The organism is Streptomyces sp. MMBL 11-1, from assembly GCF_028622875.1.
Taxonomy (GTDB): domain Bacteria; phylum Actinomycetota; class Actinomycetes; order Streptomycetales; family Streptomycetaceae; genus Streptomyces.
In genome coordinates this window covers 5,107,187-5,121,317 of record NZ_CP117709.1, presented here as the reverse complement: position 1 = coordinate 5,121,317, position 14,131 = coordinate 5,107,187, and the positions used below count along the sequence as shown (strand labels likewise).

Below are 14,131 nucleotides of genomic sequence, written 5' to 3'. Positions count from 1 at the left end.
GCATTCATTTCACGCTCATCTCCGCTGGCGGAATTGAAAGGAGGTGATGTCCCATGTCCGTTGCTTTTGTCTCACCATCCATGCGCGCAGCCGCCAGCGACCTGACCATCTCTGTCAGTCCGCTCGGATTGGTCGAGCTGGCGGACGAGTTAAGAGGAATTTGAGGTACATGGCCCGCGTCTAACTCGGTACGCGAACCACTGGGCCTGGTACCTGGGGCATCACTGGGGGTACAAGCGTGAGGCTGGTGAACCCAGCCTCACCATCAATTACGTCGGTGCACTTAGCCGGTACATCACGAATTTTAGCTTCGGCCGGGGCGTGCACTTCCAGTCTGACAAGAAGTACGAGCACGTGGTGCCCGCGCTGCTGGAACGCGCCTGGACGATCGACAACGACAAGAAGACCGTCCTGTGGCAGATGGGCGAAAACGGTTCAGTCAGCGGCGACTGTTTCGTGAAGGTCGCCTACGAACCAGCATGGGCCGATGCTGCCGGAAACGCGCACCCCGGGCGTGTTCGCATTCTTCCGCTCAATGGGGCGCAGTGTTTCCCCGAGTATCACCCCCATGACCGTGACCGGCTGCTGAGAATGAAGATCAAATACAAGTTCTGGGGTACTTCCCTCGAAGGAACGCGGGCGGTGTACACGTACACCGAGATCATCACGGACGACTACATCGAGGAGTACGTCAACGACGAGCTGCTCGACGCCCGGGAGAATCCACTCGGCACGATCCCCATCGTTCACATTCGGAACATCGCCGTGTCCGGCTCCCCCTGGGGCCTCGCCGACATCGTTGACATCATCCCCCTCAATCGGGAGTACAACGAAAAGGCGACAGAAGTCTCGGACATCATCAACTACCACTCGGCCCCGGTCACCATCATCACCGGCGCCAAGGCCAGCAATCTGGAGAAGGGACCCCGGAAAATCTGGGGCGGCCTCCCGAAGGACGCGAGCGTTTTCAACCTGGAGAACGGCGTCGACCTGAGCGGGCCGCTGGCCTATATGGACCTGATCAAGCGGTCCATGCACGAGCTGACCGGCGTACCGGAAACAGCTCTCGGGCAGGCCCAGGCGATCTCCAACACGAGTGGCGTCGCCCTCTCTATTCAGTTTCTCCCGCTTATGCAGCGGTATGCGCTCAAGCAGACGAACTACACCCTCGGCCTCAAGCAGATCAACGAACTGGTCCTCCGGACCCTGTTCCTGTACGAGCCCGACACTCTCGTCTACAACCCGGACACCCAGGGAATCCGCACGGCGGACGCCCAGCCCCTGGTCATCGACCCCCGCGACCCTCAGGTGTACGACACGAAATGCGAGTGGCCGCCGCCGCTCCCGGTCGACGTCCTGGTCAAACTCAACGAGGTGCAGGCGAAGCTGGCCCTGGGCCTGGAGTCCAAGCGGGGCGCCCTGCGCGACCTCGGCGAGACCTTTGTCGACGAGAAGATGCAGGAAATCTTCGACGAGCAACTCCGGGAGTCTCGCGAGGAGGGCGCGCTCGAACTTATTAAGGCTCAAATAGCTAGCGCTATCTTGCGTTCAACGGGATTGCCGCCCACAGGCGTGGAAAGCCCGCCCCCTGCACCGGCAACCGGCTCGTCCACCTCGGCAGCCAAATCCGGGGCGACAAGCGCCGGCCCCTTGCCGGGGCTTCCCGGAACGGGCAGTGGCAAGGACATCGAATCGGTTCTCAGTGAACTCTTGACGCTCTCCAAGGGCACAAAACTAGCCCAGCGGAGAAACCCGGAAAACGACTAGACCGCCCGCCTCTCATTCCTACTCATTCCGGCGGCTACCCAGCCTGGAGTAGAAGTGCCCGAAAACTCGAACCCCGCTGACGCCCCGGCCCCGCCGGCGCCCCACCCTGGCAGCGGCGCACCCACCAATCCCGACGGCACCGTCACCATCCGCCCCGCCGCACCGCCGGCAGCACCCGCCGCTGAAGGCCGCAGCTTCACGCAGGCCGATGTGGAGCGTGCGCGCCAGGAGGAGAAGGACAAGCTGTACAGCCGGCTCCAGAAGGGCGACGAGAGGCTCCAGGGCCTCGAAGCCGAACTCGCCCAGCTCCGCGAGGACCGGGAGGCTCGCGAGAAGGCGGAGGCGGAGCGTCAGGCCGCCGAGGAGCAGGCCGCCAAGGAGAAGGCGGAGGCGGACATGTCCGCCCGGAAGCTGGTCGATGAGCGTTCCACCGAGTGGGAGCGTCGCTTCGAGGAGCTACAGCGGGAGCGAGAGCAGGAGCGGGCGACTCTCGCGAAGGAAGCTGAATTCAATCGGCTGCGTGCGTACATTCAGGAGCGAATCAACGCGGAGAGCAGCAGCATTGCTCCCGAGCTGCGCGACCTCGTGGCGGGTAATACCCCGGAAGAGGTCGACCAGTCGATCGAGATGCTGAAGGCCAAGACGGACGCCATCTTTACCTCGTTGCAGTCTGCGCAGCAGGCAGCACGGTCGCAGATGCGGGGAGTGGCGTCGACCGGCTACACCGGAAACGGCCCCACGGACGGTGACGCGGGCAACCGCCAGCTTTCCGTCGAAGACATCAAGAACATGCCGATGAGCGAATTCGCGAAGTACCGCAACCAGCTCCTCGGCGCAGCAGCCAACAACACCAGCCAGCGCGGACTCTTCGACTAGTCCCGCCACCTGCCCACCCGCCTCTCATTCCTACTCATTCCGGCGGCCCCTTCACGGAATGAGAGGTTCCCGTGGCAAGCGGAATCACCGGGACTCCGGTCCTGTCCCCCACGCCGACCGCCTATACGGCGGCCAACTCCACGATGCTCACCCCGGCCATCCAGACCATCTGGTCGAAGGAAATTCTCTTCCAGGCAATGCCGGTGCTCAGGTTCGAGCAATTCATGGTCAAGAAAACCGAGCTTGGGACTGCCCCCGGGCTTACGGTGAACTTCATGCGTTACCGCTCGCTGGACGGGGCTCAGCAGCTCGTTGAGGGCGTGCGCATGGAGACGCACGCGCTGTCCGCCGAGCAGATCACCATTACGGTCGCCGAGCACGGCTTCGCCATCGCGGTCACTGAACTGCTGCTCAACGCGTCTTTCGATGACGTTATGGCAAGCGGCGCCCGGCTTCTCGGACGAAACATGGCGACCTACCTGGACGCGCTCTGCCGGGACACTCTCCTCGGCGCCCCCTCCGTCCTTTACGGATACGACAAGCTGGCCTCCTGGTCGGCAGGCGCCGCGCGGACCCCGCTTTCTCCGTACGACCGGGGAATGTTCGCCGACTCCGAGGCGACCATGGCCACGAACGGTGGCTTCTACTTCACGTCTGCCCTGGTCAAGGACGCCGTGGAAACCCTCGCCACGAAGAACGTCCCCCGACTGGGTGAGACGTACGTCGCCTTCGTTCACCCCCACCAGAGCCGTCGGCTTCGCGATGATCCGGAATTCATCGAGGTGACGAAGTATGCAGCCCCGGGGAACTTCATGCTCGGGGAAATCGGCAGGCTGAATGACGTGGTGTTCATCGAAACCACGCAGGTCTTCCAGGGCAACACGACTCAGCCGCCGACTCAGCAGATGGGGACCAACATCCCCACCAACACGGCCCAGAAGTGGGGCGGACAGCCCTCCCGTAGCGCCTCGGGATCGACCCCGGCGATTCCCTCTGTCACGTCGACTCCGTCCAACCCGAATGCGCCGACGAACCCCATCTACCGCGCCCTGGTGATCGGTGACAACGCCGCCGGCCACGCCATCTCGCTGCCCGTGGAATTGCGTGACGGCGGTGTGCTCGACTTCGGAAGGGAACACGCCCTGGCCTGGTATTCGGTGTTCGGGCTCGGGCTCATCACCGATTATGCCGTGGTGCAGTGCGCGACGAACTGATCGGCTCGCCCATCGGGGCCTAGCCCCCATCCTTCCGGGGCGGCGGTGATCGACTCTCGCCGCCCCGGAATTCCTCACCCGATTCGATAGGAGACCACCCGTGCCCGCGAACCCCCGCACCAAGCCGAACCCCAAGGATTTCACCGGCAACAAGAAGCGTCAGCTTGCCGAGGAGCACGCCGAGGAACTCACTCGGCGCAAGGGCGAACTGGCTATGCACCACGCCGAGCAGGCAGCAAATCTCGACAAGCCCATCGAGCTTGACGAGAAGGGCCGCACGCTCGAATCCGTCGGCGAGGAAGCCGCGCCGGACGGGCCGGTCGAGCTTCCCCCCGAGACGGTGAATATTCGCATTGCGTGCGACCTGGAGAAGGTGACGATCGGCCAGGGTACGGAATTCGATTTCAAGGAGGGTCAGGTCTACACCGTCCCCCTCAACGTCGCTCTGCACCTGGACCGGCTCGGATACGTCTGGCAGTGGCTCTGACCGGAGGGAACGGCACATAATGGCTGCGATCAAGCCTCTCAAGTCCACCGGAGCAACGCCCGTGAAGGGCAGGTGGTACACGCTGCTCACCGATTTCGGTGAGGGCGTCGGCATGCTCGCCCGAAAGCGCCTCTACCGGGCCGGCGATCAGCAAACGGCCGAAGAAGAGGACCGGCAGCTCCTGGTGCTGGAAATCCTGGAGCCGGCCACGTACGGCGTCGGCTACAGCTCTGAGAAGACCGTGTTGTGCATGTGGCTGGAGGCGAGCGCGCCGGGCCGTCTCTCCCAGCATCACATCAGCTTCCCCCTCTCCCAGTTCGTCGAGCTGGTCGGCCAGGGCAAGGAGCCGCCCGAGTGGGCAGACTGGCAGGCTCAGCAGAGTTCCGTCGGTGATGCCTGATGCCCGGGTTCATCGCGGTCCAGGGGGCTGTGTCGGCGCTGGATTTCCTCACCGGCCGCTCCACGGGACTGGAGGCCGAGTGGCAGGCCAAAGTCGCCGGGGGGAACCCCACGCCGAAGACGACGTATCTGATGCTGCTGACCCAGACCGTCACCGACGTCCAGACCGACATGGCGACGCTGCTGGGCATCGAGGCCGCCGGGACCGGCTATGCCCGCCAGCCGGTCCCTTGGGGCCCAGCCTCCACGGACACCCGGCGGTCCGCGAACGTTGATCTTGTCCAGTTCGGACCCTTCAGCGACCCCACCGGGCTCGCGGCGCCCGTGGCCGGCGCAGCGCTGGTGACGCGCATGACGTCCTCGGCCGGCCAGCCCACCGGCCTGTGCCTGATGGCTTGGAATTTGGACTCCGCCATCACGACCCAGCAGAACCAGGCGCTCCAGCTCGCGGTCGGCGCACTGTCGATGACGCTGGCGGTGACGTGAGGTGGCGACGCTCGCGGGCATTCTCCGGCGCGTGCGTTCGGAGATCGGCGACCTTCCGGCGCCCTTTGTTGACACCTTCATCGGCGGCGATGAGCTGTCGAGTTACGACTTGTCCGAGGTCAACGTCACCAGCGTGGTCGCGAAGGTGGTCACTACCGAGCCCGCAGTCTCCGTCGAGCTGGAACCCGACTCCGACTACGTCCTCAATCCGGCCGAGGGCTCGATTCTGCTGATCAACACGGACTACTCGCCGCTGCGACACGGACAGACTCTGATCGTGCGGGGCAGGTCCGAAGGCATGTTCGCCGACGCGGAGCTGGAGACATACGTCAGTGACGCGATGACCCAGCAGACGTACGGCCGCACGATCAAGACCCGATACCGCGACGGCCACGGCCATATCCGGTACGACCTGGAGCCCATCGAGCTGGAGAACCTCCCGGCGGTGGAGGAGCCCCTGGTCGCGTACCTGGCCACGGTCAACGCGCTGTGGACGCTCGCGACGGACGCGGCCACGGACATCGACGTGAACACGGCGGAGGGGACGTTCGTCCCGCGCAGCCAGCGCTACCGGCAGCTCATGGAACACCTCGCCGAACTCCAGGCCCGGTACAACGCGCTGGCGCAGCAGCTCAATGTTGGCCTCGCGCGTATCGAGCAGTTCCAACTCCGTCGGGTCTCGCGGTCCACCAACCGCCTGGTCCCGATTTTTCAGCCGCGTGAGTACGACGACACCGGGAAGCCCGAGCGGCTGCTGCCTCCGATCGACGGCGATGCCTATGACGACGAGTCGGGTGTGACCTCGCCGCTCTACCCAGGCACGTGGGGGTGATTCACGGTGTGGTCGCGACTCGACTGGAAGCGGGGCCGTTTCGGTGTGAATACCGAGACGACCCTCATTCACCGTGCTTTGCGTGGCTGGCAGAACCGCACCGGTGACAGTGTCACCTACTGGCGATTCCGGCGCGACGAATCGGATATGCACGACGTCTACGACGAAGCCACAGGCGTCGGGAGGGTGTTCTACGGCAAGTGGCAGCTACCAGCGCTGCACGTCACGCACGTGGAGTCCGCCAACGAGGACCCCCGCGACGCGGGCCTGTACATCACCGACACCCTGCGGGTCGTCCTCGAATTCGACCAGCTCACCAAGTTCGGGCTGAGCGAAATGGACATCAAGCACGGCTCATTCCAGCGCGACCGGATTGCCTACGACAACGCCCTCTATGCCGTGCAGCGCGTGAACGTGCTCGGTCAGATCCGTCGGCGTGACGTGGTTGTCGTGATCGAGGCGCAGCAGATCAAATCCGACGAGCTGGTCAACGACCCGTTGTTCGCGAATTACCTCATCGACCCCTCGCAGCACCCTGTGCCTGCCGAGCTGATGGCCCAGACGGTGATCCACCCTCCGGAGGAAGGCGCAAGCGATGACCCTGACTCCTGACCTATCCGCTTCCGAGATGCCGGCCGGGATTCCGTCGACCAGGTTGACCGGCCGCTACATAGCCCCCGATGGCACGCCGCTGGTGGGGAGCGTGTCTTTTGCCCCGCCGTCGGTTCTGACGCTGCCGGGGTCAGACATCTTTGCCGCCACACCCGCGAAGGTCACCCTCGACGAACAGGGCGGGTTCGAGGTGACGCTGATAGCGACGGACGCGCCGGGCATGTCCCCCTCCCACTGGGCCTACCAGGTCACGGAGAAGCTCAAGGGCCTTCCACGGCGCGTCTTTCACATAGCACTGCCGGCGTCGGCGACGACGGTCGACCTGGCGGACATCGCGCCCATCAACCCGTACACGGGCAACTACCTGCCCGTCACGGGTCCGCGCGGCGCCAAGGGCGAGAAGGGCGAGCCCGGAGATGTCAGCCTCGCGCAGCTCAGCGCGCTGGAAGCACGGACCGCGCCCCGCCCCCAGGAGTGGACCCAATCGGCTGGCAGCAACGAGTGGACCATCCCACACACCTTGCCGTACCGGCCCCTGGTGACGGTCTACGACACATCCGGCCGTGAGATCGGCGGCTCGGTCGACTACCCATCCCCCACCACCGTCCGGGTGCGCTTCGCCGTTGCGGAGACCGGCTCGGCTGTACTGCACTAGGAGCGCCCGATGGCTGTGACGGACTTCCGTTTTCCGGTCAAGCTGAACAAGCTGCCCGTCCAGGGCCTGGTCCCCGAGTCCTCAAGTTCCGCTCCCTCAACGCCTGTTGAGGGCCAGCTTTGGACTGACACTGTCAGTCACACGCTCAAGGTCTGGAACGCCAGCGTGTGGAAGGACGTGCTGGCCCGAGGGGACCAGACCGGCACTCAGAGCGCGAGCACCATCAGTGACCTCGCGTCGGTCGTGAAGGGATATCGGCTCGACGAATTCGCGAGTCCGAGTGCGCCGGTGAACTTCGCCGGACAGAGGGCAACGAACGGCGCCGACCCGACCGCAGCGACGGACCTGGCCACGAAGCAGTACGTGGACAATGCCCGCGCAGGCATCGCCGTCAAGGACCCGGTGCGCGTGATCGCGAGTGCCAACGTCGACCTCTCGACGCTTCCGGCTGCGGTCGACGGCGTCACCATGTCGGCCGGCAACTCGTTCCTGGCGGTGGCACAGACCACCGGTACCCAGAACGGGATCTACATCTACCCCGGCTCCGGGCAGGCGGCCACCCGCCGGTCGGACGCGGACACCGCCGGCGAAGTCCTCGACGGGACACTGGTGGCAGTGGCCGAAGGCACCAAAGCCGGCACCCAGTACATGCAGACGGCCACCCCTTCCGGGGCGCCCGGGTCCTGGACGCAGGTCTGGACGCAGTTCAGCAGCGGGGGGCAGACGTACACAGCAGACGGCCTCGGAATCGAGCTGTCCGGCACCACGATCAGTCTGGAGCTGGCAGACGCCACCCTTACGAAGTCGGCCTCGGGCCTGACGGTCGGGCTGGTTACTGTCGCCAAGGGCGGCACCGGCGCGACCACCGTTGCGGGCGCCCGCGCGGCCCTGGGAGCAGTCGGTAAGTACACCGCGAACGTCGGAGCGCTCACGGGCGGCGTTCCGCTGAGCATCACCCACAACCTCAACAGCGTCGACATCCTGGAGCCGTCGCTGAAGGAGATCAGCAGCGGCGAGCTGGTCGGCGCGAAGTGGGTCGTGGTGGACGCGAATACGGTGAGCCTCACCACGGCCACAAGCTACGCCGCCGACAGCTTCCGCGTGACGGTGGTGGGCTGATGGCCGGCCGACAGCTCGCGCCACAGACAGTGCCTGCCAGCGCGTCGAGCAACGTGGTCACCTCCAGCGCCGTCGGCGCTGCCAACGGTGTCGCGGGACTGGGTGCGGACGCCAAGGTCGTGCAGGCGCAGCTCCCCACCCCGAAGATCACTGTCGGGATCACCGCTCCCGCGAGCCCCGCTCTCGGGGACGTGTGGATCGATACGAACTGATGGCGACCCGCTTCTGGCTGACGGCATCAGCCGCCCCGTATACCCCCGCCGCCGTGCGAGGCACCTGGACCGATGCGACGTCGACCACCACTGGCCTGCTGGGGCGGCAGCCCGCAGGTGCAGCAACGAGCGTGAGCGTCGCTGAGACCTCGGCCACGACTACCAACGTCCTCCTGGGTAGGTGGGTCAGCCCGCCGGCGCGCAGGGCCGGAACGTTGTCGGGCAACGTGGCCTGGATCTACGGTCGGGCCCAGTCGTCGTCGTCCTCAGCCATGGTGGTCCGTGCCCACATATACGTCACGGTCGGCGACACCGACGCCGTGCGCGGCGTCCTGCTGAACAGCTACACCGGAGGCACTGCGTTCCCGCTGACTGCGGCGGGAGGGGGAACGGCCGGTATCTCCTTGCCCAGCTCCGTCGATCTCCAGGGGGGCGATCGGATCGTATGCGAGTTCGGTTACCAGGCCCAGAACGCGAGCGCCACCACCGAGACTGGCACCCTGCACTACGGAGGCACGGGGGCCACCGACCTGGTTACCGGGAACACCGCTGTAACGACGAACCCGGGGTGGGTCGAGTTCTCGGGAGCGGATGCGTTGTTCTCCACTCCCACGAGCGAGATCGTCGACAAGTTCACCACCGGCATCGGTTCCAGGTTCGTGTACTACTCGGGCACTTTCTGGAACGCCGCCTGGAAGCGTGTCGCCGTTCCCGCGACCAGTTCCTACCCGGGTCTCATGGCTACGGATACCGGGTACGAGATCACCGGGTCTGCGCATTTCGCTGAGATCGTCAAGATGCCGACAGGAGGCATCAACACGACGTTCTCGGCAATGGTTCTTGGCCCAACGGATAACGGCACCTACATGTCCATCAGGTATACGGTGTCGACGGGGCTGCTTTCCTTCATTAATGCTGTCGGCTATTTCGACGCAACTCCTACAACACTGGCATACAGCCCCACGGCCCACCGTTGGTTTCGGTTTCGTGAAACCGCCGGAACCTTCTACTGGGAGACCAGTCCCGACGCCGCTACGTGGACGGTGCACAGGAGCATCACCACCCCTCAGTGGCTCAAGTTCGGGACGCTGCGGACCAGCTTTCAGGGGTATGCGGACGCTGGTAGTACCGCAACTGTCGGGGAGGTCGACAACATCAACAGCACCCCCACGACGGTGGTGAAGGTGTGGGACGGTGCCGCGTGGGTTCCGAAGCCGCTGAAGGTGTGGAATGGCAGTTCCTGGGTCACCCGGGCACCTAAGTCCTGGTCTGAAACTGCCTGGTTCTGACGTCCGCGCGTTAACACTGCGGATTAACCCGTGAATATACCTGCGTGGGATTCTCTGCTGAGATCCGCTCTGGCCCCCTCTTACACAGGAGCAGTACATGCGATTTGTAGTCGTCAGCATCGAAGACTTCGACAAGACGATCAAGTTCGGTCCGCTGGAACTGAACGATCCGTCCGAATACGTTCCGGCCGAGGGGACGCGCCTGATGCCCGAGGAGGAGGCTCTCACGGCCGGCTATCACTACGCCGAGGGCGGTGCCGGTTTCGCGCCGGACGAGGAGTCCCACGGCAACCACGCGGCGCACGGGCAGGACGCGGACGAGGCCCCCGAGAACCACGACGACCGCACGCACGACGCGCAGTAGAGCCCGGGGCAGTAGCCGCCTACCGAGAATGGAGTCCGTCATGACCATCGCGCAGATCGTCGGCCTGGTCCTCGTTGTCCTCCTCGTGCTGGTCGTCCTGAAGATCACCGGAATCTTCTGATCGGCGGACATTAACCTGCACCAAATGGGCGCACGCATTCTGGTGGGGCGATCAACAACCGCCCATACCGGAGTGCCCCGTGCCCTTTCTTCTCAATGAGGACAAGGCGCTGAAGTCCAAACTTCAGGGCCTGATGGTGCATGACGCCACTTCCGGTGCCGGCCGCAGGGTAACCGTTCGCTACAAGAACCCAGAATACGAAATGGCGGACGCTACCTACCCCCTCGCCCTCATCACCCACTCGCGAATCTCTCGCGACGAAGAACGGGAACACAGGGGCGTAGTGAATCTGCACTACGCCCCCGAAGGCTACGCGCCGTGGGCAGACATGGCAGACCCCACATTGTCTCCGTACACAGCGGAGATGCCCATCCCGCTGAACATCGACTACCAGATCGACGCGTACGCCCGTAAAGAGACGCATCTCATCGAGATCACCGGCGCACTGATGGGCTTCGACTATTTCCCGCACCGATTCGGCTACCTGTCGGTGCCCGAGGACGGAACAGTCCGCCGACTCGACCTGATGGGCGGGCCGGAATATTCCGAGACCAAGGACGACAAGGGCAAGCGCCTTTTCATCGCCTCCTGGGCCATCCGCGTCTCCAGCGAAATATTCCTCAGCGAGATCCGCACGCTGACGCCGGCGCAGCGTGTCCTTATCGGTTGGCTCGACAAGGCCGCCTGGGACGAAGGTCACTCGGTGCCCATCAGCACACCCCAGGTGGTCACCAAGGACCCGCTCACCGTGGTCTCCGCGCCGCTGGCCAGCGCACTGGTCGGACACCCGTACCGGCAGCACCTGGAGGCCCTCGGGGGGTCAGGCCAGGTGACCTGGACGCTCTCCGAGGGCTCGCGTCTGCCCCAGGGCCTTCACCTGACGGCCACCGGGGTTCTGCACGGGATGCCCGTAGCCGCCACGACCTCACCGGCTCAATTCCAGGTCTCCGCCCGGGACTCGGACGCCACTCCGCAGGTGGCGCAGGCCGTCTTCTCGCTCACCGTACTGCCCTCACCCCCCGGAGGCTGATTCCTGATGACCACGCCCACGACATTCCCTTACAAGAGGCCCGGGGTGTACATCTCGGAAAGCCTCAAGCCGCTTCCGCAGCAGGTATCTCCGCCCGGTGTTTCAATCGCGACGTTCGTCGGCACCCACGACGCGGGCCCCTCGACCCCGGTCAAGGTGACGTCCTGGGAGCAGTTCATGTCCCTTTATGGGGGCTTCGGAAACGGGCTGAACTATCTGCCGTTCCAGGTCTACTCGTTCTTCGCGAACGGTGGCCGGACCGCATGGATTCTTCGCGCGACCCCGACGGATTCGGTCTCGGCCCGGCTCATGGTGCGCAACCAGCCGCTTCCGCCGACCGAGACGATTACCGGGAGTCCTGATGGCCTTCCGCCCACGGGCAGTGGCACCAAGCCCATCGCCAAGGTGACGGGGGTCTCCTTGGTCAGTCCGTCAGGACCGGTGACCGCCAATCCCGAGCAGACCGCCTTCGCGATCGAGTGGACCGCCATCACACCGCTGGCAAACGTGGACGCCTACCTGGTGGAGGTCACTCAGCCGGACGAGGGCTCCTTCAGCAAGGTGGTCTGGGTCAGCCAGCCGGCCGAAGGCAAGCCCACAGCAGCATTCACGAACCTTGCGCCGGGCACCACCTACGAGGTGCAGATCACGCCCTACAAGGGCGAGACGGCCGGCGACCCCATGGACGCCCCTGCTGTCTTCGACACAACGGCGGGCCACACCCCGGTCGACGCCCTTCAGATCACTGCCCGGGGGCGGGGCGCGTACGGAAACCGACTCTTCGTCACCACCACCCCGTCATGGAACTCGGGGCGCTTCCACCTGTACGTCAAGTACGGGACCACCAACCAGGGCTCCCTGGTCGAGACCTGGCAGGATCTCTCGCTCAACCCCGGCGACCCCCGCTACGCCGTCAGTCTCATCAACAGCGCCACTTCGGGGTCGAGCTACATCGAGATCGCGAATCTCCTGCCCCCGGGATCTGCCACACCGGGCACCGGTGCCACACCGGACGGCTCCTGGCAGCCCGAGTACGTTGCCGACGCCCCCCTGGAGTCGGGGGTGGACGGCGTCCAGGCCGTCAACCTCGCTCAGCAGCTCAGCGATCACTTCGCCTCCATCGAAGACGTCCTGCTGGTGAACCTCTGCGGCAACACCCAGCTCACCGACCATGTACCGCCGGCCACCCAGATCAACGCCGCGCTGGTGTGGGCGGAGACCCGACGAAGCGCGTTCGTCGTCCTCGACGCACCCCGACAGCCCGCGCCGATCGCGGCGGACGCGGCTGCGACGAAGTTCATCGAATCCGCCTCCGGTTATGCCCCTGCGACGTCGTACGCGGCGCTGTACGGGCCGTGGGTCCAGGTCGCAGACCCGGCCGGCGCTTCGGTGTCCTCGACGCGGATGCTGCCGCCGAGCGGGGCGGTCATGGGCCAGTTCTCCCAAGCTGATGCGGCGGTCGGCCCCAACCGGAGCCCTGCCGGCATCGCGTACAGCCTGGTCGGCGCTGTAGGCGTCGAGCATCTCTTCACCCTCGACCAGCTCGACGCGCTCAACGAAAGGGGGGTCAACGTCATTCGGCCGGTACCGCAGAGCGGGTACTGCGTGATGGGGGCGCGCACCCTCAAGGCCGGGATGCCGGACCGCTACATCAGCGTGCGGCGCATGCTGATGTACATCGAGAACCTGCTGGAGAACGTCACTCGGTTCGCGATTTTCGAGCCGAACGGGCCGGAGTTGTGGCAGACCCTTTCGGCGCTGGTGAGCCAGCAGCTCATGACGCTCACCCAGTCCGGGCAGCTTCAGTCCGGAGTCCCGGATGAGGCGTTCTTCGTGGTGTGTGACGACACCAACAACACGCCTCGAACGGTCTCTCTGGGAGAGATCCACATCACGATCGGCGTGGCACTTTCCAGCCCGGCCGAGTTCATCGTGATCGAGATCAGCCAGTACCAGGGCGGGGTGTCTTCGGCAACAGACTCCGTGGAGCAGACAGCCATCGGCTGACGAACAGTGTCCAACCGCCTCTCATCTCTGATCATTCCGGCGGCCCCCGAAATCGGGAATTGAGAGGTGAAGCATGGCCACCGTAAGCACGACACAGAAGCCGAGTCTGGCGCAGCTCCAGACTGACCCGCTTCGGAACTTCAAGTTTCAGGTCCAGATACACCTGGCAAACTCCACGCTGGACTCCAGCAAGCGCTCGAATCAGCTCGGGTTCATGTCCGTCAGCGGGCTGAGCATCACCACCGACGTCGTGGTCTACCGCCAGGGCGGCATGAACACCACCACGCAGAAGATGCCTGGTCAGAGCGACTTCGCACCCATCACGCTGTCCCGGGGCCTCATCTGCGGCGACTCGGACATCTACAAGTGGCTGAAGCAGCTTTTCATGGTCATGCAGGGAACCGGAGGCAACGACGGTTCCTACAACTTCCGCGCCACGATGGACATTTACCTGCTGGACCATCCCGTGACCACAAAGACCGTCTACTACAAGGCGGGTTGGCGAATCTACAACTGCTGGCCCACCAGCATCGCATTCGGCGACCTGGACAGTGGCGCGAATGGCGTGGAACTCCAGCAGATCACCCTCGCGCACGAAGGCTGGGACTTCAAGATCGCCAGCAAATACGGCCCCGGCGTCGGCGTCTCCATGCCGTAAATC

15 protein-coding genes and 1 pseudogene are annotated in these 14,131 nt (G+C 64.7%); all 16 read left to right on the top strand.

Annotation, left to right across the window (positions count from 1 at the left end; all coding sequences use genetic code 11):
- Positions 1-189 precede the first annotated feature (189 nt).
- Positions 190-1,767 (top strand): annotated as a pseudogene (locus PSQ21_RS22835) (phage portal protein); the annotation flags it as partial.
- A gap of 54 nt (positions 1,768-1,821) precedes the next feature.
- Positions 1,822-2,643 (top strand): hypothetical protein, encoded by an 822-nt coding sequence (locus PSQ21_RS22830; RefSeq protein WP_274032554.1) that lies wholly within the window; start codon positions 1,822-1,824, stop codon positions 2,641-2,643.
- Positions 2,644-2,714: 71 nt separating this feature from the next.
- On the top strand, positions 2,715-3,857 hold the full coding sequence (locus tag PSQ21_RS22825; protein WP_274032553.1) for a N4-gp56 family major capsid protein: 1,143 nt from the start codon (positions 2,715-2,717) through the stop codon (positions 3,855-3,857).
- 100 nt (positions 3,858-3,957) lie between these two features.
- Complete coding sequence (locus PSQ21_RS22820) at positions 3,958-4,344, top strand: hypothetical protein (protein ID WP_274032552.1); 387 nt, start codon at positions 3,958-3,960, stop codon at positions 4,342-4,344.
- A 19-nt stretch (positions 4,345-4,363) separates the two neighbouring features.
- A complete protein-coding gene (locus PSQ21_RS22815) occupies positions 4,364-4,744 on the top strand; it encodes a hypothetical protein (protein WP_274032551.1) in 381 nt (126 codons plus the stop codon).
- The gene (locus PSQ21_RS22810) at positions 4,744-5,229 is read left to right on the top strand and encodes a hypothetical protein (protein ID WP_274032550.1); all 486 of its coding nucleotides are present in this window, start codon (positions 4,744-4,746) and stop codon (positions 5,227-5,229) included. Before PSQ21_RS22815 ends, PSQ21_RS22810 begins: the two co-directional genes overlap by 1 nt.
- A 31-nt stretch (positions 5,230-5,260) precedes the next feature.
- Positions 5,261-6,061, top strand: a complete 801-nt coding sequence (locus PSQ21_RS22805) for a hypothetical protein (protein ID WP_274032548.1) — start codon at positions 5,261-5,263, stop codon at positions 6,059-6,061.
- Positions 6,062-6,106: 45 nt separating this feature from the next.
- Complete coding sequence (locus PSQ21_RS22800) at positions 6,107-6,673, top strand: hypothetical protein (protein ID WP_274032547.1); 567 nt, start codon at positions 6,107-6,109, stop codon at positions 6,671-6,673.
- Positions 6,657-7,328, top strand: coding sequence for a hypothetical protein (locus PSQ21_RS22795; protein WP_274032546.1), 672 nt, complete (start codon positions 6,657-6,659; stop codon positions 7,326-7,328). Before PSQ21_RS22800 ends, PSQ21_RS22795 begins: the two co-directional genes overlap by 17 nt.
- Before the next feature lie 9 nt (positions 7,329-7,337).
- Positions 7,338-8,447: a hypothetical protein gene (locus PSQ21_RS22790; RefSeq protein WP_274032544.1), complete on the top strand. Its 1,110-nt coding sequence runs from the start codon at positions 7,338-7,340 to the stop codon at positions 8,445-8,447.
- Complete coding sequence (locus tag PSQ21_RS22785; protein ID WP_274032542.1) at positions 8,447-8,659, top strand: hypothetical protein; 213 nt, start codon at positions 8,447-8,449, stop codon at positions 8,657-8,659. Before PSQ21_RS22790 ends, PSQ21_RS22785 begins: the two co-directional genes overlap by 1 nt.
- 131 nt (positions 8,660-8,790) lie before the next feature.
- The gene (locus PSQ21_RS22780) at positions 8,791-9,948 is read left to right on the top strand and encodes a hypothetical protein (protein WP_274032540.1); all 1,158 of its coding nucleotides are present in this window, start codon (positions 8,791-8,793) and stop codon (positions 9,946-9,948) included.
- Positions 9,949-10,045: 97 nt separating this feature from the next.
- A complete protein-coding gene (locus PSQ21_RS22775) occupies positions 10,046-10,312 on the top strand; it encodes a hypothetical protein (RefSeq protein WP_274032538.1) in 267 nt (88 codons plus the stop codon).
- A 200-nt stretch (positions 10,313-10,512) separates the two neighbouring features.
- The gene (locus PSQ21_RS22770) at positions 10,513-11,463 is read left to right on the top strand and encodes a putative Ig domain-containing protein (RefSeq protein ID WP_274032536.1); all 951 of its coding nucleotides are present in this window, start codon (positions 10,513-10,515) and stop codon (positions 11,461-11,463) included.
- Between the two features lie 45 nt (positions 11,464-11,508).
- On the top strand, positions 11,509-13,470 hold the full coding sequence (locus PSQ21_RS22765) for a fibronectin type III domain-containing protein (protein WP_274032534.1): 1,962 nt from the start codon (positions 11,509-11,511) through the stop codon (positions 13,468-13,470).
- A 73-nt stretch (positions 13,471-13,543) separates the two neighbouring features.
- On the top strand, positions 13,544-14,128 hold the full coding sequence (locus PSQ21_RS22760; protein ID WP_274032533.1) for a phage tail protein: 585 nt from the start codon (positions 13,544-13,546) through the stop codon (positions 14,126-14,128).
- The last annotated feature ends 3 nt before the right edge of the window (positions 14,129-14,131 follow it).